The following is an 18,966-nucleotide window of genomic DNA, read 5'->3' on the forward strand; positions in this document are numbered from 1 at the left end:
GAACCGGCGTGCTGGCGGCTTAGAGTTCGCGGCGCAGGGCGTCGACCGGGTTCATGGCGGCGGTCCGCAGCGTCTGCGTACTGACCGTCAGCCACGCGATCAACAGCCCGAGCAGACCGGCCGCGGGGAACAGCAGCAGCGAGACATCGGAATGATAGGCGTACTGCCGAAGCCACTGCTGCATGACGAAGTAGGCCACCGGCCAGGCGATGACGTTCGCGATGACCACGAGGACGGTGTACTCCCTGGACAGCAGCAGGACGAGTTGACGTGCCGATGCGCCCAGGGCCTTTCGAATGCCCACCTCCCGCGTACGCTGTTTCGCCGTGAATACCGCCAGTCCGAACAGGCCGAGGCACGCGGTGAATACCGCCAGTCCGGCGAACATGGTGACGAGCCGGCCCAGCAGGTTATCCGACCGGTAGAACCGCTCAACGTCCTGGTCGAGGAACGAATAAACGAAGGGGATCTCCGGAGTGGAGGCCTTCCACATGGCTTCCAGGTCCCGCAGGGTTTCTCCCGGGTCGCCGGGAACGAACCGAACGGCATAGTATCCGGAGCCACCGATCGTGATGAATACCGGTTCGATTCTTTCGTGGAGGGACCTCAGGTGAAAGTCCCGCACGACCCCGACCACCTGCATTTCGTCGTCCACGAGCTTCACGTATCGGTCCATGGCTTCATCCGGTGAAGTCCAGCCCAGGCGCCGGACCGCCTCCTCGTTGAGTATGCATCCGGTCGAATAGCCCCTCCCGCCACCATCCGGGGTCTCTACCCAATTGAAGTCTCTTTCAAATTTGAAGTCTCTTTCAAAGGATACGTCGCGTCCACGAAGCAACTCAAACCCGAAGGTTTCGACGAAACCGCCTTCGGTATGTATGTACTGCATGTCGACGACGGGCGATGCCGGATCATCGACACGTTCCACCGGAAAGATCGGCAGTCTTCCCCTACCCGCAGCCCGGCCGGGAATGTAACTTGCCCCGGTGACGCTGACCACCCCGGCGTGGCGGGGATATTCCTCCCGGATCATTCGGAAATCCATGCCCTGTATATCGGGCAGGATTACGACGTTTTCCTGGTCGAATCCCAGGTGCCTGTTTCTCATGAAGTCCAGTTGCTGGAACACGGTGCCCGTTCCGATAAGCAACAGTATGGCCATGGCGAACTGAATGACAACGAGCGCCTTGCGCAGCGTCACCGCGCCCGTATCCGAGGCTCCCCTGAAAATCACGGCGGGATTGATCCGAGACAGCAGTAGGGCGGGATAGGCCCCGGCGAGAAGACCAGCCCCTGCGATGATGCACGCGCCGCCCAGGAGGGTCCACGGTTCCAGTGAAGGCATGGAAAGCGCGTGGCCCGTCATGGACCTGAATACGGGCAGGACCACCCAGACCGCGGAGAGGGCGATGAGAAACGCCACGGCGCTCAACAGGATCGTTTCTCCCAGGAACTGGCGGACGATCTGACCTCTGGCGGCGCCGGCGACCTTGCGCATGCCGATTTCACGGGCCCTTGTTATGGATCGTACGACGGCCAGGTTCGTGAAATTTATGCAGGCGATCAGCAGAATCAATACGCCGATGGCGGTCATCATCCAGATGAAAGACACGTCGCCGTTGGTTTCCATCTCGAGTTCGAGCCTGGAATGGAGATGTATGTCGAACAGTGGCTGCAGGTCGTAGGTGTCGGTAAAGGCCGTCGCACGGAGCTGCGCGTCGAGATGATCTCCGATGCGAGTTCGCAGCACGGATCCAATCTCTTCAGGCGTCGCGCCTTCCGGCAGTAGCAGGTACGTGTAATACTGGCTGTTGGCCCAGTTCTGCAGCAACCTGTGCGGATCGCCCCTCCCCGACGTGGTGGCTATCGAAACGTAGAAATCCGGATGGTAATGGGCGTAGTCCGGCGGATCTTCCATGACGGCGGTTATCGTAAAGGTGAACTGGTGGTCTCCGGTGATGGTTTTTCCGGTAGGGTCGGCATCCCCGAAGTACTTCCTCGCCATCGTGGAACTGATCACCATGGTGTTCGGGGCCGTGAGCGCATTGGCGGGACTGCCCTGTACGAGCGGGACGTCGAACACGTCGAAGAGGTTGCCGTCGGCCCAGTAGACACGCTGTTCATAGAATTGCCTGTCCTCGGTGGTAAAAAGCCAGGTACCTATCGTTCCCCTGAGTCGGAGTACTTCCTCCACCTCCGGCACCTGGGCCTTGATGAATTTACCCAGCACGCCCGGCGTCCGCGCCGTGCGGTCCGTCACCACCCGGTAGATGCGGTCTCCCCGCGTGTTGTGGCGGTCGTAGCTCAACTCGTCGCGGATGTACAGGAGGATTACCAGGCAGCAGGCCATGCCGATGGCGAACCCAATGACGTTGATCGCGGCGTGGGACCTGGACGCCAGGATGTTCCGCCAGGCGGTGAGGAGGTAGTGTCCGATCATGGTCGCCTCAGGGGGCCAGTCGGGCCCAGTGGATGTCCATGGCGTCCTCGGTGCCCGCGTAATATACCACCAGGGCCGTGCCGTCGGACAGGGCTTCCGCGTAGGGCAGGCCGAAGGACCAAACCGAGAAGCCCAGGGCGCCCTTGGGATCGTCTGCCGGCGCTTCGTGGGCATACAGTGTCTCCTCGGATTCCGGATCGAACGGTCCGTCGATGGACGGCGCGACGCGGGCCTTGATGGACTGGTCCCGGAAGCGGTCCACCCAGGGAAGGACGACGCGCCCGTCCGGCAGCACCGCGGGATGGGCTGCCTGGTCGGTGACACCGATGTCCTCCGGGTCCGACCAGGTCCGGCCGCCGTCGGTACTGATGCGGCGGTGTATGTTCAGGTAAGACTCCGTTTCGGTGTTGTAGGTCCACGCGAATGCGCCGATGCGTCCGTCCGGCGCCACGGCCGACCGCAGGTCCCAGTTGAAGATCAGGCCGGTCGGATCGTACCCGATGTTTACCGGTTCGCTCCAGGTCCTTCCCTCGTCCGTGGAGTGAAAGGCCACGACCCGTTGAAACCACTTCGACGCGTCGAGGTAGTGCTTGTTGGTTTCGATGGTCATGACCAGGGTACCGTCCGGAAGCTGCATGACCGGGTTGGTCAGGCTCGCCGGTCCGATCTCCTCCGGCATGGGCACCTCTCGCCAGGCCGACCAGGTGTTTCCGCCGTCCACAGAGTTCGCCAGGAGGATCGACATGGGCACGCATCCCTCGGTCTCCGGATTGAAGAGACCGGGCGCTTCCGGATAGGTCTCGCGGTCGATCCACATGGCCGCGGCGATGATCCGGTCCGGCGCCAGTTCCGTTAAATAGACGATCTTGACCGTTCCCCGGACGCCGCGCAGTACAGGTGATTCGAAGGGACGTTCGGGCGTGGTCCAGGTCCGCCCGAGGTCGGAAGACCGGCTGACTTCAATCACTTCGTCCGCGCAGTCCTTTGTCGTGCCGCTGTGCCAGGTGGCGATCAACGTGCCGTCGGACTTGCCGAGGACGGCGGGAAAGGTGAGGTTGGCGCGGTCGGTGCCGGGTACGCTGCGGCTGAGAACGCCGGAGTCGATGATGCGCATGGATCGATGCCTTTCGAGATGGGTTGTTTATCCTGTTCGGGGCCGGGTGCTGCCCCGGGACGTAACAGGTTTCGGCCGGGTCCGAGCGTGACCAAGCGTGACCGTTACATTCCTTCGCACCATTCGATCATTGCGTCGAGCACGGATTCCGCCAGGCTGTCGATCGATTCCCGGGTACTGTCCATGTCGCTCGTCGAGATATCGGTACCGTCCATGTCGCGCGATGACGCCGAAACATAATACTTGATCGTGGGTTCCGTGCCTGATGGGCGCACGATCATCCGGGTGTGGCCGGCTTCCGAGAAGGTGAAGATCAGGATATTCACCCGTTCGCCTGCAACGGGGCCGGCCGTACCCGTCCGCAAGTCACGCGCCTGGCCGTTCTGTCGGTCGATCACGCGGCATACGGCCCGTTCGCCAATGTGCTCCGGCGGTGCTTCACGCAGTGCGGCCATGATGCCTTTGATCCTGCCGGCACCCTCCGCGCCGGGCAAGGCGACCGACCGCTGGACTTCCCTGAAATAACCGTACTTTCGGTAGATGTCATCCAGTTCGTCGCGCAGGGTCCGGTTTTCTCGCTTCACCAGGGCGGCGTACTCGGCAAGAAGGATGCCGGTGGCAGCCTCTTTGTCCCGGATCCGTGCGTCCGCCAGGTAACCGTGGCTTTCCTCCGTGCCGAACACAAAAGTCATGTCCGCCGGCATTCGATCGATTGCCGCGCCGACGTGCTTGAAACCGACGGGTAGGTCGTCCACGACTTCCAGGCCGTAGGACCAGGCGATGATCGCGGCCAGGTCCGACGTGACCACGGTCTTGCAGAACAGCCCCCGCTCGGGCAGCGTGCCAGCCGCCTGTTTCCGGCGGAGAATATAGTGGCAGAGAAGCACGCCGATCTGGTGCCCATTCAGCACCAGTTCTTCCGGCGGGGCCTTCCAGCCCCGGTCCGGCAAAGGAAGTGCGCATCCGATCCGGTCGGCGTCGGGGTCGCTGACCAGCACGAGGTCGGCCCCGGTTTCCGAGGCATTTCGAATGCCCAGCCGGAACGACGAGGGTTTTTCAGGGTTGGCGATGCCTTCTTCCAGGGTGGAGAACGCGTGGTCGGGCACGACCTGCTCTTCCACGTAGTGTACGTTCCCGTATCCCATTCTGTCCAGTGCCTCGGCCACGGAAGTCATGCCCACGCCGTGCAGCGGCGTATACACCAGGCGGATATCTCGTGCGCCGGCCAGGGTCATTCCGGCGAGGACGTCGATGTACTTCTCGTCCTGGTCCTTCGCGATTGTCCGGATCAGGCCGCGCCTGACGCCGTCCTCATAGGCGATTCGCCTGATTTCGGCTACACGGCGCATTTCCTCCGTGATGCCGGCGTCAAGGGGCGCGACGACCTGTCCGCCGTCGGGTCCGTATACCTTGAATCCGTTGTCGCCGGGCGGATTGTGACTGGCACTGATCATCACACCGGCCGCGGCCTCGAGTTCCCGTACGGCGAATGACAGGGCGGGGGTGGACCGGCAGCCGTCGAAGATACGCACCGGGACACCGTTGGCGGAGAGCACCCTGGCCGTCTCTTTCGCGAACGCCTCCGAGTTGCGCCGGGTGTCCCACGCCACGACGACGCCCGCGCCGGCCCGGTCGCCGAGCCTCGGGTTGAGCTTGCCGGCCCGGACGCCGAGCCTCGAGTTGTGCCAGCCTTCCGGCCCGCTGCCGAGGTCCCGACGGTGCCTGCCGTCTGGTCCATTGCCGTCCGGCTCGTCCCCGGCGCCGGCTATGAACTGCGCCAGGCCCTGGGCGGCCACGCCCACGGTGCGGGTGTTGAACCGGTTCGGACCAGGACCCATCCTGCCGCGGATACCGCCCGTTCCGAAGGCCATATCGGAACCGAACGCGTCTTCTAGTTCACCGGTGTTCCCGCCATCGACCCGTGCCCGGATCTCTCCATGGAACGCCGCGAACTCCGCGTCCGTCAGCCATCGTACCAGTGCGTCGCCCGCGTGGCGCGACAGGACGCCTTCGTCGATCCAGTCTTGGATCCGTTGGATGTAGCGGGGATCGCTCATGCCTGGTCCGTTTGGGTGAAAGACAGAAGTGACCGCACGTCGATCGATGTGCGTAGACGGCCGCCGTGGCCGCGTGCAGGTCAACGGGCGTCAGCGGCCATTAGTGACCTCACGCCGGATCATGGGGAAACGCGGCAGATCGCGCATTCACGCTAGAAGAACTGCAGTTCGTGTATGGTCCCACGAAAGTACAAATAATCCACCAGCACCGCAATGGCGGCGCCGAGAACGTATCCCACGATGATGCCGATCATCAGGGGCTGAACGGAGAGGTAAAGACGCACGCCGCCGATCCGGATCAGGATCGTCTTCAAAAGCCAGGCGAGAAAGACGGGAAAGAAGGCATGCCGGGCGGGCCCTCCGGCGGCCACCACGAATCCAATGGGCGATATGGGCCACCAGCTGAAGTAGTACCGGGCCAGGGTCATCCCCGTGACCATCAGCATGCCGGCGACCAGGAAGAAGACTTCCGCGCCCGAGATCGTGGTGCTGTTCTTCATCCAGGTGACGATGAGGCCGTAGAAACCGGGGTCGCCGGCGACATTGGCGTAGTAGTTTGCCGCGCCGCCCATCCTGTAACCGGTGTAGGCAGAGTAGCCGATGGCCGTGACCGCGCTGACGGCGAAGGTGACGGCGGACCAGAAGAAGAGCACGCGTCCCGACATGCCCAGGATGGACTGCAGTCGCGCGACATGCGAGGGCGTGATCATCGTGAACGTCTTCCAGTTTCGGGCGAAGGCACTTCCCAGGCCGAGACCCGTAAGGTTCTGGGGAGACAGCGAGGCGGAACCCAGCATGGCGACGGTGAACTGGTGGGCATTGATGGGCAGGTCCAGGAAGACCAGGCCTGATTCCGCCATGACCCGGCACAACGCGAAGTAGAAGAGGAACAGCAGCGTGAGGAAAACGGCGATCACGGGGAAGGACATACCCGCCGCGTGCAGCCACCAGACGACGTAGGCCATGCCGCAGGCGCCCGAAACCAGGGCGGCCCGGTAGGAGAAGAACTCGTCGTCGTCCCGCAGGTTCGTTTCCTTCCCCATAACGTGCCGCCAGACCATGGCCAGGTGCCGGCGGGCGATCCAGAATCCCCATAACGCGAAGGCGATCATGCCGCCGATGAACTGGACCGCGACCAGGCCGCCGGGGACGGCGGTACCCGAGTCCGCGGTAATTCCGACACGGGCCAGGATGCCCTGTTCCAGCGTATTGATAATCTGAAAGAACCAGACGCTGAACAGGATGTCCAGGTTGATGAAATAGGAGAAGGCAAAGGTGATGACGTTCATCCTGATCGCGTGTGCCGGAAAGGCGCGGCCGAGTTCGACGTTAAGCAGGGCATTGGCATCGATCGGCAAGGAAAACCACTGGGTCCAGTACGCCGTGGTGTTCCAGAGCATGATGGAAAAGGTGGCCAGGGCGCCGATGAGGAACAGGCGGTGCCGCATGATCGTAGGCACGACGAAGTGTTCTTCGTCAGTGGTCTCCGTCATCACGACTGCCGTCTGCACGAGGGGATAGGATAGACGCTCGTGCTCCACCCACTGCCTGCGCATCAGGATAACGAAGCAGACCCCGACGGCCAGGAGTCCGCCGAAAAAAGACAGCCACCAGAAGCTCGGGATGATCCAGGCCGCCCAGGGTATCGGGTAGTTTTCGGACAGTCCCCAGTAGTAGTCCCTGTTTGCGTTCAGTTCGTTGGTGACGACCAACCAGTCCGGGAGATAGGGAAAGAACAGCTCGCGCCATTGGTTCTCGGGGGAGGCGTAGTATTCGGCCGACGCCATGATGCCGACTACGTAGTTGGACATCCCCCAGGTCGGTACCATGAAGCCAACCCAGCCCAGGACGAAGACGAAAAGCAGTTCCCGCGACCGCAGGCCCCAGGCGGGACGGTATGCCTTCAGCAGTATATTGGGTCCCATGACGCCCAGGAGAAACGGGATCAGGAGGGCGAGGTCGATATGGGCGAAGGTGAGGTGGGTGTATCCAAGGAGGTAATGGCTCGTCAGCGAAAAGATATTGACGACCACGGCCAGCGCCAGGCCCAGGGCCACGGCCCGCGGTGTCGCTACTTGCTGAATGGATGGGGCACCCGTGACGTTCATAGGCGGTACAGGGACCGGTATTTCCCATCAACGTAGGCCAGGAAGCAGTCGGCGGTGAGCGGTTCGCCGGTGACGTGCCGCACGAGGTCACCCGCGCGGTAGGTCATGCCGGGCCGATGGATGTGATCCCTGAGCCAGTTCCGCAGCGGCAGCAGTTCCCCGCGGGCGATCTGTTCCGACAGCCCGGGCAGGTCGCGCTCCGCGGCGCGGTAGAACTGGGCGGCGTAAAGATTGCCCAGGGTGTAGGTGGGGAAATAGCCGAAACTCCCGTGCGACCAGTGGATGTCCTGCAGCACGCCGTCCCTGTCGTCCGGCGGCTCGATGCCGAGAAAGAACTTCATCTTCTCGTTCCAGACCGCGGAGAGATCGCCGGCCGAGAATTCGCCCGTGAACAGGCCGCGCTCTATTTCGAACCGGAGCAGGATGTGCAGGTTGTAGGTGATCTCATCCGCTTCGACCCGGATGAGCGAGGGCTTCACCTCGTTAACCGCGGCGTAGACCTCCTCTTCGGTCACGTCCGCGGCCTGGTCCGGGAACACGGCGGAGAATTCGGGGAAGAAGTAACGCCAAAAGGCCCTGCTCCGGCCGACCATGTTCTCCCACAGTCGCGACTGGGATTCGTGGATGCCCAGGGACACGGACGCGCCCCGGGGCGTGCCTTCGTGGACCGGGTCGTGGCCCTGCTCGTAGAGACCGTGACCCGCCTCGTGGATGACACCGTAGAAGGACTGCATGGGCAGGGTCTCGGAGTACCGGGTCGTCAGGCGGACGTCCTGCACGCCCATGTGCGTACAGAAAGGATGGGGGGAGATGTCCAGGCGCCCGGCTTCGAAGTCGAAGCCCATGCGCTCGGCGGCCATGACGCCCATGCGCCGCTGGTCGTCGACGGGGTAGTTCCGCTCCAGAAAATCGGTGCGGGGCCTTACCCCGGAGGACGCGATGCGCTGCACCAGGTCCACGAGGGGGCCGCGAATCGAATCGAAGACCGCCGCGGTATCTTTCGTGGTGGCATAGGGTTCGTATTCATCGAGCAGCGCGTCGTAGGGTTCGTCTTGGTATCCGACCGCCTCGGCGACCTCGCGCTGGAGGGCGACCAGCTTGTCGATCCACGGCGCGAAAGCCTTAAAATCATCTTCCTTCCGCGCCTTGATCCACACCCCGATGGCCGCCGAACTCGTTTCCGCGATGGATTTGACCAGGTCGACGGGAACCTTGACCGCCCGATCGCTGGAACGGGCGATCTCGCGGATGTTGACCTCCTCGTCGTCCGCCAGCGATTCCGACCGGGCGGCATCCAGTTCCGCCCGCATCTCATCGGATGTGATCCTTTCGTGGGCCATTCCGGAGAGGGTGGCGAGTTGCCGTCCCCGGCCGGCCGCACCCTTGGGGGGCATGTAGGTTTCCTGGTCCCATCCCATCAGGGCCAGGGCGCCGTACAGGTCGCTCACTTCGCGGTACATCTCCATTACCCGTTCGTAGTGCGTTGGCACGATTGCATCTCCCTTGTTGATTCCCGCTACGTGGCCAGGACCTACGTGGCCGGGACCTACGTGGCCAGGACCGTCTTGACGCGCATCCGAAGCCTGCCATGAGCCTTTCGAAGGACCTGCTCGACCTGGCCCGGTTCATCCCCTCTGGCGAATATGAAACCGGGGTAGCCGGCCCCTTCCGGCAACGGGGTCAGCATGTCGCCTTCCTTCGCGGTGACGACCACGTCCTCCACGCCTGGGGTCTTCTTCGCCTCCTCGACGCCGTCGAATCCCTGGAACAATCCGCCTTCCGGTACCGGCAGCATCATCACGCCCGCGGCCCCCGGTTTGTTGCCCGCGTCGACCTGCCGGTCGAGACCATCCGTCCCGCGATCCGCTCCGCTGCGGACCTGCGCCTTGCGGCCGACGCCGTCCACGTGTTGCCCCAGGGCGTGGCGCAGTATAAGTTCCTCCAGGGACACCCCCAGTCCGTATTCCAGGACGCGCGAGCAAAGGCCTCCGATGGACCGGCCCGCGATCTCGATGATCCGGGCCTCGCCGTGGTGGACCCGTAATTCGGCGTGGACCGGTCCCTCCGTGAGTCCCACGGCCGTGGAAGCCCGCTGGACGGCATCGGACACGACCTCTTGCGACTCTTCGGGCAAGCGCGAAGGCGTAACATAGATCGTCTCTTCGAAAAAGGGTCCCTCCAGGGGATCGGGCTTGTCGAACAGGGAGAGCACACGCAGGCGGCCGCCGTTCAACAGGCCCTCCAGGGCTACCTCCTGCCCGGTTATATAGGACTCCACCATGATGCGGTGGGCATCGGGATCAAGACTCGGCGGCCGGTCCGACGCGCCTTCGAGTATGCGGCCTATCCTGCGGAACGCTTCGATGAAGCCGTCTGGCGAGTCGGCCCGGATTACGCCCCGGCTGCCCGATAGCAGGATGGGCTTGAGAACACATGGATAACGCTGTTCGAGTGCGATTTCCTCGACGGGGACCGACTGGTCGAACCGGGCGAAAGGGGGGCACCATACCCCCGCGGCCGAGAGCATTTCACGCATGCGGTACTTGTTGCGCGCGGCGATGGCTGCTTCAGGCGTGTTGTGCGGAAGGCCGAGGACCTTACACGCCCGGGCGGCGATTTCGGTGGTATAGTCGTCGACAGGCACGATGGCATCGAGGGGATGTTCACGGTCGTAGTCCACGATTTCATCCACGGCCTGCGACACGTACCGGAGCCTGAGCGACAACGGGATGTCCCACTCCTCCGCCAGCACCTGGCAGAAGTCCGATCCCACGACGACTTCAAGGTTCATGCGGCGTGCCGCTTCCAGAAACGGATCCGCGCGATAGGTCGTCGTCGGCATCAGGAGAAGCAGTCTTTTGGACGGATTTTCTGCTGGCATGATTAGATTAAAAAATAGAAACTTCGGGGATCGAAATCAATGAAATCGCCCGCCCTGTCGCAGTACCATACACAGGTATAGCGAAAAAAAACTTGCCTACGAAACTGCGTACGAAATATATTGCACGTACACTTCGCGTAATTCACCCGCAAGCACAGGACCTTTAATCGGTCTGTCGCGGGAAATCTCGCACTCTATCGGGTGCATTACTCCCATTATTTCATCTGGAGGGTAATCAATGAATCGCACAGAATTGGCCGGTAAGGTTGCTGATGCTACTGGGTTGTCCAAAGCGCAAGCCGACGCCGCAGTCGCCGCAGCACTCGACGCCATCAAGAGCAGTCTGAGCGACGGCGATTCCGTCACGCTGATCGGTTTCGGCACGTTCAGCGTATCGAACCGCGCTGCTCGCCAGGGGCGAAATCCCGGTACGGGCGAGTCCATTACGATCGCGGCGAGGAACGTGGCCAAGTTTACGGCCGGCAAAGCGTTAAAAGACGCCATAGGCTAAATCCGAAATACGGGGCCGGTCCGGTCGTAACGTCCGGTCCGGCTCCTTTCGAAACATCGACTCACGGATGGATCCGACTTGCGAGACGTCGATAGTACCTGCGCCTCGAGGTTTTCCATCCGTCTTCCTGCTTGAACCGGGAATGCCGAGTCGTACTTTTTTTGACCGGTAACGCACACGTGTGCATACACGGAGCATCGCCTTGCCGCTCTATGAATTCACCCTCACGGATTTCCTGTTTCCCGCGGATCTTCCGAACAACAAGGCCAATTTCCGCTTCGTCGTCGATCTGCGCTTTATCAACCATCGAAGCCAGTTCGCCACCGAACATGCCGTGATGCCCAGTCTCGACACCTTCTGGGAATGCGACACCGGGAGGTCGGGCAAGCCGAATTACGTTCGAAGCGCCGGGGAGGAGAACGTCAAATTCGGCGAAGGTTCGCCCGACCGGTGCGGCCGGTTCGAAATGAAGGCGATAGACGATTGGGACAAGCTGATCCTGTTGGTGCGGGGGAAGCGAATCCATTCCATACAGTTCAAGGTGTTCGACGTGGACCGCAGGGACGCCTGGGACAAGATCAAGGATTTCCTGGGCGGGATCGTCGAAGCCGTCATCGGCAGAATCAAGGGAACGATACCGGAAAACCTGCCCCTGTACCTGCCCGAGTCCCTGGGCGCCGCCGCGGACGACCTGCAGTCCTTCCTCCTGAAGAAAATCGCGGGTGGCGACGTGATCCTCTTCAGGGGATCAACCACGCTCGGGGAATTGACCGATGGAGAAAAGGCCCGCCTGACGGTCCACGGCCGGGGCACCGGTGGAACCTACCTGATTGGTTTCGACCTCACCCAGCGGGATGGATGACCAGAACCGTCATGATAGTAATCATCAGCGATCTTCACCTTACCGACGGCACGACCGGGCGGACCATCAAGGAAAACGCCTTTCGTATCTTTGCCCGGCGGGTCCGGGACATGGCCGTCGCGGCTTCATGGCGCAAGGGAGGCCGGTACCAGCCCATCGAACGAATCGACATCCTCCTTCTCGGAGATATCCTGGACGTCCTCAGGTCCACCGCGTGGCTGGAGAAGGACTATGGGCCGCGCCCCTGGAGCCATCCCGATGATCTTCCTTACATCGGGAAACTGAACGACATAACCACCGCTATCCTGGCGCACAACGAACCGTCGCTCACCTGCCTGAGGAACCTGGCCGAACCCGGTGGTCTCCTGCTGCCTCCGCCCGGCGGCGCCAATGGAGACCCACGGCCATCCGAACCCGGCCTGCCGGTCGAGGTCGGCATCCACTACATGGTGGGGAACCACGATTGGTTCTACTGCGTCCCTGGCAGATCCAGCCAGCTCCTCCGCAGAAAGGTCGCAGCCGCCCTGGGACTGGAAAACGACCCTGAACAGCCCTTCCCCCACGGGCCCGAGGAGTCGACCCGCATTGCCGGGATACTGCGGGCGCACGGAGTCCGGGCGTGCCATGGCGATATCTACGATCCGTTCAACTTCTCCGGTTCGCGGGACCAACCCTCCCTGGGGGACGCGATCGTGATCGAGCTGTTGAATCGATTTCCCTTCGAAGTCCGCAACCGCATGGGTTCGCTGTTACCCCGGACCTTCATCGAGGGCCTGCGCGAACTGGACAATGTCCGTCCGCTGGCCGCGGCTTCCGTCTGGGTCGACGCGCTGCTGCATGAACACGGCGTGTCCCCGATGCAGGCCGGGAAAGTCAAAGATACGTGGAACAACCTGGTGGACGACTTCCTGGCCCTGGATTTCATACGGGACCGGGGTTCGATGTACAACCCCTTCGAGAGCGTGGACAAGCTGGAGTACGCGCTCCGGTTCACGCGGGACGTTCCGCTGGGCCTGTCCGGCAGGCTGGGTGCATGGTGGAACCGGGTGACGGGCGATACTGCGGACTCCTACTTTGCTCACGCGGCCAGGGAGAAAGCGGTTGAGGACCATGAAGCCCGCTTCGTGGTGTACGGACACACCCATCATCACGAAATCGTGCCCCTCGACGTCGCGCCCCTCGGCGTCGCGCCGGAGAACGGGCACCGGGGCGCGCAGGTCTACTTCAACGCGGGTACGTGGCGCCGGGTGCACCGCCTCGCCCGGTCCTCCCGTTCAGGCCGGGCCTTCATCGCCTACGACGTCATGACCTACCTGGCCTTTTTCAAGGACGACGAACGAATGGGACGGCCCTTCGCTTGCTGGTCCGGGGCACTGGGGGAAGGCCCCGGTTAGCGTCCTGGATCCGAGACGGGCAGCCGCCTCTGCACGATCGTTTCCTCCGCCTCTGCCACGGACGGCTCCGGCGCGTCTCCCTCGTTGCGCAGTGGTTCTTTTCCCTTGACTTGAAGGGGCTCCCGCCCTACCATGGTGCAGTTGTATTGGGAGATCCGGGGAAGGTTTGCCGGGGTGGTGGAATTGGTAGACACAGGAGACTTAAAATCTCCCGGACCTCAATAGTCCGTGCCGGTTCGAGTCCGGCCCTCGGCATTCGGGGTCATGAACACACTGGTGAATGCTGATCTGCAGGGCGCTTAGCTCAGATGGTTAGAGTGCCACGTTGACATCGTGGAGGTCAGTGGTTCGATCCCACTAGCGCCCATTTGATTCCGAACTGTTTAGCTGCCCGGCACGGGTCTCCCCGGCCGGGTTTCTCATGCCCACCCGATCCGCAACCTGTTGCTGTTATCCGCAGCTTGTTGCCATTACGGAATGAAGATCACGGAAGTCAAGGCCGTCTACCCGTCACGGAACAAGAGAGGGACGGGCGCCTGGCAGGAATACTACTGGCAGATCGTGGTCCGGGTGGACACGGACGCGGGCGTGACCGGTTACGGGTATGGCGGGGGTGGCGAGCCCGGCAAACTCATCGTCAACGGCCATCTGCGCGATGCACTGATCGGCAGGTCCATCGGAAGCGTGGATGATATCCGCCGGGTTTGGGATCATCTTTACTTCAAATCCCTGCCGTACGGCCGCAGCGGCATCGCGATCATGGCCCTGAGCGGGATCGACCTGGCCCTGTGGGACCTGCTCGGAAAGGCAGAGGGCCGGCCCGTGTACGATCTGATCGGGGGGTTGAAGAAGGACCGGATCCGCGCCTACGCGACGGGGGGCGATCTGTCCCGGGTCCGCGACCTGGGCTACACCGCGGTGAAGCGATCGCACCAGTGGCGGTCGGAGGCCGACTACGATTCAGCTGTGGTCCAGGCTGCCCGTTGCAGGGAGATGTTCGGCCGGGACGCGCTGTTCATGTTCGACTGCTATATGTCCTGGGATACCGCGGTAGCTTTGCGGATGCGCGAGATCCTGGACGAGTATACGCCTTACTGGTTCGAGGATCTCGTCACACCGGACCATCTGACCGAACTGGCGGAACTCCGGCCCCGGCTGGCTCCGGTGCTGCTGGCCGGCGGCGAGCATGACTTCTCCCACCACGCTTTCGCCGCCATCGCACGCGCCGGCGCCCTGGACCTGTGGCAGCCGGATATCACGTGGTGTGGAGGGATAACGGCCGGACTGCGAATCGTGGACCTCGCGAGATCACACGGAGTCCCCGTATGCCCCCATCGCGGCGGTGAGATCTGGGGGCTGCACCTGATCGCGGCCACGGACTGCATGGACCTGGCGGAGACGCATCCGGACCGGTGGAGCGGTGGGAAGGACGCGGTCCTGCTCGACGAGCCCGTGGTGTCGGAAGGCAGCATCGCACCGGCCGTCCGTCCGGGTTTCGGCGTCACGCCGAGACCGGAATATACTTGAACTTTGGAGTAACCTGCATCCGCTCCCGTGGAATCTCAGGAGGCTATTCGATTTCCTTATCTCGATAAAAAAGCGTAACTTGTGGTTTATTCCCCGGCTCGATCGGGGAATTGACGCCGGATCATATCCGGCATGTTGATGCATCGGCATGGACCGCGCCTCGTACTGCAGCACGGCGGCGCAAAAAAGGAAAGGAGGAATTATGATATCTGAACAACGGAGGTGTGACGACTGATCTGATCAGTTGACATTCCTCCAGACGCAAGCCGGGCGTCTCGTAATTCCAGAGGCGCCCGGTTTTTTTGTGCTTGCGCCACATGCCGGCCGCGTATAATCGTGCATAGACCCATCGACAACCGCCGGCCGACAGGCTTCGCCGGCCGACAGGCTTCGCCGGCCGACAGGCCTCGCCGGCCGACAGGCCTCGCCGGCCGACAGGCCTCGCCGACCCAATGCTGGACCACGCCGCCCATGTCTCTCTACCCCCTCATTCGTCCCCTGCTATTCCGCCTGGACCCGGAGTGGATACATCGTGCAACGCTGGCCGCGGTCGGCAGGGCGGGACGCATACCTCCGGTGCGCGGAATGCTCCGGGGCCTCCTCACCGTGGACGATCCGCGGCTCAGGGTGGAAGCCGGTGGGCTCGCCTTTCCCAATCCCGTCGGCCTGGCCGCCGGGTTCGACAAGAACGGCATCGCCATGGAAGGACTCGCTTCGGCAGGTTTTGGATTCGTGGAGGTGGGTTCGGTCTCGGCCCATCCTTCGGCGGGCAATCCCGGACTGCCACGGCTGTTCCGTGTACCGGAGGATGAAGCGATCGTGGTCAATTACGGGGTGCCCAACGACGGTGCGGACGCAGTGGCGCGGCGATTCGCTTCCGCCAGACCGTCCCGGCTGCCTGGATCGGCAGGATCGACCCAATCGCCCTGCCCGCCCAGTCAGCCCCGGCCGGCCCGGCCACCCGTTCCCCTGGGCATCAACCTGGTGGAGACGAACACCGGAAGGCCGGCGGGCGCGGAAGAGGTGGTGGAGGAACTGGTCGCGGCGATGCGTCCCTTTCTGGGCCTTGCCGACTACGCGACGCTCAATCTGAACTGCCCGAACACGACATCGGGCCGAAGCCCCTTCGACGATCCGGGCACGCTGGGGAAGCTGCTCGCGGGATACTCCGGTTACGACGCTATGCCGCCTACCTTCCTGAAGGTCGTGCCGACCACTGACCCCGCAACGATCGAGGGGACGCTCGCCGCTGTGGATCCATTCCCCTTTGTTAAGGGCATCGTGTTCGGCCTGCCGACCGGAAAGCCCTACGAAAGCCTCAAGACCCCGCCACAGGTCCTCGACCGCATGCCCGGGACCCTTTGCGGCCGGCCGACCCGGGCGCTGATTGACGCGTCCATCCAGGCCTGGTATCCCCGGATGGATCGCAACCGCCACGTGATCGTCGGGACCGGGGGCATTTTCACGGCCGAAGACGTCTACCGGAAGATCCAGTTGGGCGCGACCCTGGTCCAGGTCTACACGGCCCTCGTCTACCACGGTCCGGCCCTGGTGAAGCGCATCAACCGGGGCCTGTGCCGCCTGATGGCCAAGGACGGCCTGGACCGGATTACCGATGCCGTGGGCGTGGACAATCCGCATCCACGTACGCCAGGTACGCGAAATACCCCAAAGCCATCGATGTCTGACGTCATCTCGTCTTTAGATTCGGTCACACCCGAATGGCTGACTTCCAGACTCCGGGAAAGCGGCGTGTTGAATCAGGGCGGGATCCTGGACGTCAAGATCCATCCCAATCCCGCGTTCAATTCGATGGCGGCGCATCTGGAGCCCGTGTATTCCGCGGATGCCCCGGCCGGTGTTCCCGAGCGCCTGTTCATCAAGATCAAACAGCATCATTGGGGACGGGATGAAGTCTCTTTTTACCGGCTGGCTACGGGACAGAGGCTGCCGCTGCCCATGTTGATTCCCTTCATCGACGGCGCGTACGACGAGGACACGGGGTTGTCCCATTGCCTGATGCTCGATGTCTCCGGAACGCATCATGCTCCCGTCTCCCGTGCGCGCCTGCTGGCCGGTGACGGCGTGCCGGAGGAAGGGGAACTGGCCGGTTGCGTGGAAGCCCTGGCCGGCCTGCACGCTTACTGGTGGGAACACCCGGACCTGAGGGTCAGCCGGCCCCTTGAGGACGGCCCAGATCAGGAGGATCGCCCCGTAAGGATCCCGACCCCTTTCAGGGATGAAGAACGCTACATGACCGAGGTGCGGGACCAGGTCGAGGAATGGAGACGATTCAGCGCATCGGCCGCTGCCGAACTGCCCCGCGAACTGATCGAGTTGTACGACCGTCGAATAAAAGCGCTGCCCACGCTGTGGGATCGGTACCTGAGACACCGATTTGCCCGTTTCTCAAAGCTCACGGTGTGTCACTCGGACTGTTACTTCACCCAGTTCCTCTGTCCTGCCGACCCGGAGGTCCACGGAACCTACCTGTCGGATATGGAAGAGGCATGCATCTACCTGGGTGCTGAAGACCTGGTATACCTGTTCGCGACATTCTGGACGCGGGAACAGCGACAGGAAAACGACCGGGAGATACGATGCTTGAAGCGGTATTACGAGACGCTGGTGAATCGCGGTGTGAAGGATTACTCGTGGGATGATCTGTGCAGGGATTACCGCCTGCAGTTGATCTGGCGGGTCGAACTTCCCGTCTGGGATCAGCAGAACGGGAGCTCGCGGGACTACTGGCGGCCCAAGATGCAATGCCTGGCCGATGCGTACCGCGACTGGGACTGCGCTGCAATGCTGTAACCGGCGCTGTTGTAACCGGCGACGATGAAAGAGGTGCTGCTGTTGCCGGCGACGCTAGAACGTGCCTTCCACGCTCAGCGTCGTGCCGCCAGTCTCCTTCTTGCGCACCGTGGACGACCTTACCCGCTCCTGCAGCTTCTCGAAGTAGAGTGCTTCGTCCACCGGGATATCGACCCAGTCGTCCTGCCAGGCGGAAAGCAGCATGGCGTTGGCCAGTTCGACGCCCCGGATGCCTTCTACGCCCGGCGCGATGAGCGGCGTGCCCTCCCGGATCGCGCGCACCCAGTCCTTCGTGATGCCGCGATGCTCTTCGCCCCCGGCCTGGAAGGGGATTTCGCACTTCCAGGTCTCCGGGCTGCCGAAACCGCCCTTCCATTCGCGGTTGAAGACATCCGCCGGCGTGCGATTGCGCCAGAAGGTGATCCGGCCCTCCTCCATGACCACCTTCCCGTTGTCGCCCGTGATCTCCATGCGGTTGGTTCCGGGCGACTCGCCCGTGGTCGTGATGAATACGCCCGTAGCGCCGTTTTCGTACTCGGCGTAGGCCGTCACGTCGTCTTCGACCTCGATGTCGTGGTACTTGCCGAAGCCGCAGAAGGCCCGGATGCGCACGGGCATGCCGCAGATCCACTGCCAGAGGTCGAGGTTGTGGGGGCACTGGTTGGCGAGCACGCCGCCGCCTTCGCCGGACCACGTGGCGCGCCAGCCGCCCGAGTCGTAATAGCATTGCGCACGGAACCAGTTCGTGATGATGTAATTCGTCCGGCGGAGCTCGCCCAGTTCGCCCGATGACACGAGTTCCTTGAGCTTCCGGTGTTCGCCCAGTGTCCGCTGGTTGAACATCAATCCGAAGACGAGGCCGCTCTTCTCGGCCGCCGCGTTCATTTCCCGCACCTGGCGCGTGTATACGCCGGCCGGTTTTTCGCAGAGCACGTGCAGTCCCCGGCCAAAGGCCTTTATCGCCAGCGGCGGATGGTCGTAGTGGGGCGTCGCGATGATTACGGCGTCGATCGCCGCTGACGCCAGCAGTTCATCCGCGCTTCCAAAGGTCGAGACGCCGTCGCCGTCGAGCGATTTCGCACGCGCCAGTTGATCCGGATCGACATCGCAGACGGCCGCCAGCTTCGCGCCCGGCACTTCGTTCCCGGTGAGGTATTCGACGTGGAACCCGCCCATGTTCCCGAGGCCGATCACACCGATGCGTACGACGTCCATGGATCACTCCTTCCTGCGGCATTCGCGTCCTGCGGCATTCGTG

General features: G+C 62.7%; 11 protein-coding genes, 2 tRNA genes and 1 pseudogene. 7 read left to right on the forward strand and 7 right to left on the reverse strand.

Translation table 11 applies throughout. The features are described 5' to 3' along the window. Positions 1-19: 19 nt before the first annotated feature. The 6 genes from F4X08_13375 to F4X08_13400 form a co-directional block, all read right to left on the reverse strand. Positions 20-2,614, reverse strand: coding sequence for an FtsX-like permease family protein (locus F4X08_13375; protein MYD26793.1), 2,595 nt, complete (start codon positions 2,612-2,614; stop codon positions 20-22). Further along, on the reverse strand, positions 2,448-3,554 hold the full coding sequence (locus F4X08_13380) for an exo-alpha-sialidase (GenBank protein ID MYD26794.1): 1,107 nt from the start codon (positions 3,552-3,554) through the stop codon (positions 2,448-2,450). The genes F4X08_13375 and F4X08_13380 overlap by 167 nt, the downstream gene beginning before the upstream one ends. A 104-nt stretch (positions 3,555-3,658) precedes the next feature. After that, positions 3,659-5,611, reverse strand: coding sequence for a phospho-sugar mutase (locus tag F4X08_13385; GenBank protein MYD26795.1), 1,953 nt, complete (start codon positions 5,609-5,611; stop codon positions 3,659-3,661). A gap of 152 nt (positions 5,612-5,763) precedes the next feature. Continuing rightward, entirely contained in the window at positions 5,764-7,719 is a 1,956-nt protein-coding gene (locus tag F4X08_13390; GenBank protein ID MYD26796.1) for a hypothetical protein, read from the reverse strand. Next, entirely contained in the window at positions 7,716-9,230 is a 1,515-nt protein-coding gene (locus F4X08_13395; GenBank protein MYD26797.1) for a carboxypeptidase M32, read from the reverse strand. The genes F4X08_13390 and F4X08_13395 overlap by 4 nt, the downstream gene beginning before the upstream one ends. Before the next feature lie 35 nt (positions 9,231-9,265). Further along, complete coding sequence (locus F4X08_13400) at positions 9,266-10,600, reverse strand: ATP-grasp domain-containing protein (GenBank protein MYD26798.1); 1,335 nt, start codon at positions 10,598-10,600, stop codon at positions 9,266-9,268. Positions 10,601-10,838: 238 nt separating this feature from the next. Between F4X08_13400 and F4X08_13405 the strand changes: the two genes are divergently transcribed. The 7 genes and pseudogenes from F4X08_13405 to pyrD all read left to right on the forward strand — a co-directional run bounded on the left by F4X08_13405 (position 10,839) and on the right by pyrD (position 16,526). Then, positions 10,839-11,111: an HU family DNA-binding protein gene (locus tag F4X08_13405; GenBank protein MYD26799.1), complete on the forward strand. Its 273-nt coding sequence runs from the start codon at positions 10,839-10,841 to the stop codon at positions 11,109-11,111. Positions 11,112-11,313: 202 nt separating this feature from the next. Continuing rightward, positions 11,314-11,973 carry a hypothetical protein gene (locus tag F4X08_13410; protein ID MYD26800.1) on the forward strand — a complete coding sequence of 220 codons (660 nt, stop codon included), beginning with the start codon at positions 11,314-11,316 and terminating at the stop codon, positions 11,971-11,973. Positions 11,974-11,984: 11 nt separating this feature from the next. Then, a complete protein-coding gene (locus F4X08_13415) occupies positions 11,985-13,367 on the forward strand; it encodes a hypothetical protein (GenBank protein ID MYD26801.1) in 1,383 nt (460 codons plus the stop codon). Positions 13,368-13,535: 168 nt separating this feature from the next. Beyond that, a tRNA-Leu gene (locus F4X08_13420) sits at positions 13,536-13,622 on the forward strand. 38 nt (positions 13,623-13,660) lie between these two features. Further along, positions 13,661-13,734 (forward strand) — tRNA-Val (locus F4X08_13425). A gap of 110 nt (positions 13,735-13,844) precedes the next feature. Beyond that, a complete protein-coding gene (locus tag F4X08_13430) occupies positions 13,845-14,894 on the forward strand; it encodes a mandelate racemase/muconate lactonizing enzyme family protein (protein ID MYD26802.1) in 1,050 nt (349 codons plus the stop codon). A 471-nt stretch (positions 14,895-15,365) separates the two neighbouring features. Beyond that, positions 15,366-16,526 (forward strand): annotated as a pseudogene (pyrD, locus tag F4X08_13435) (dihydroorotate dehydrogenase (quinone)). Positions 16,527-17,762: 1,236 nt separating this feature from the next. Here the strand turns inward: pyrD and F4X08_13440 are convergent. Next, positions 17,763-18,923: a Gfo/Idh/MocA family oxidoreductase gene (locus tag F4X08_13440; protein ID MYD26803.1), complete on the reverse strand. Its 1,161-nt coding sequence runs from the start codon at positions 18,921-18,923 to the stop codon at positions 17,763-17,765. Between the last annotated feature and the right edge of the window lie 43 nt (positions 18,924-18,966).

Source organism: Gemmatimonadota bacterium, from assembly GCA_009841265.1.
GTDB lineage: Bacteria > JAAXHH01 > JAAXHH01 > JAAXHH01 > JAAXHH01 > JAAXHH01.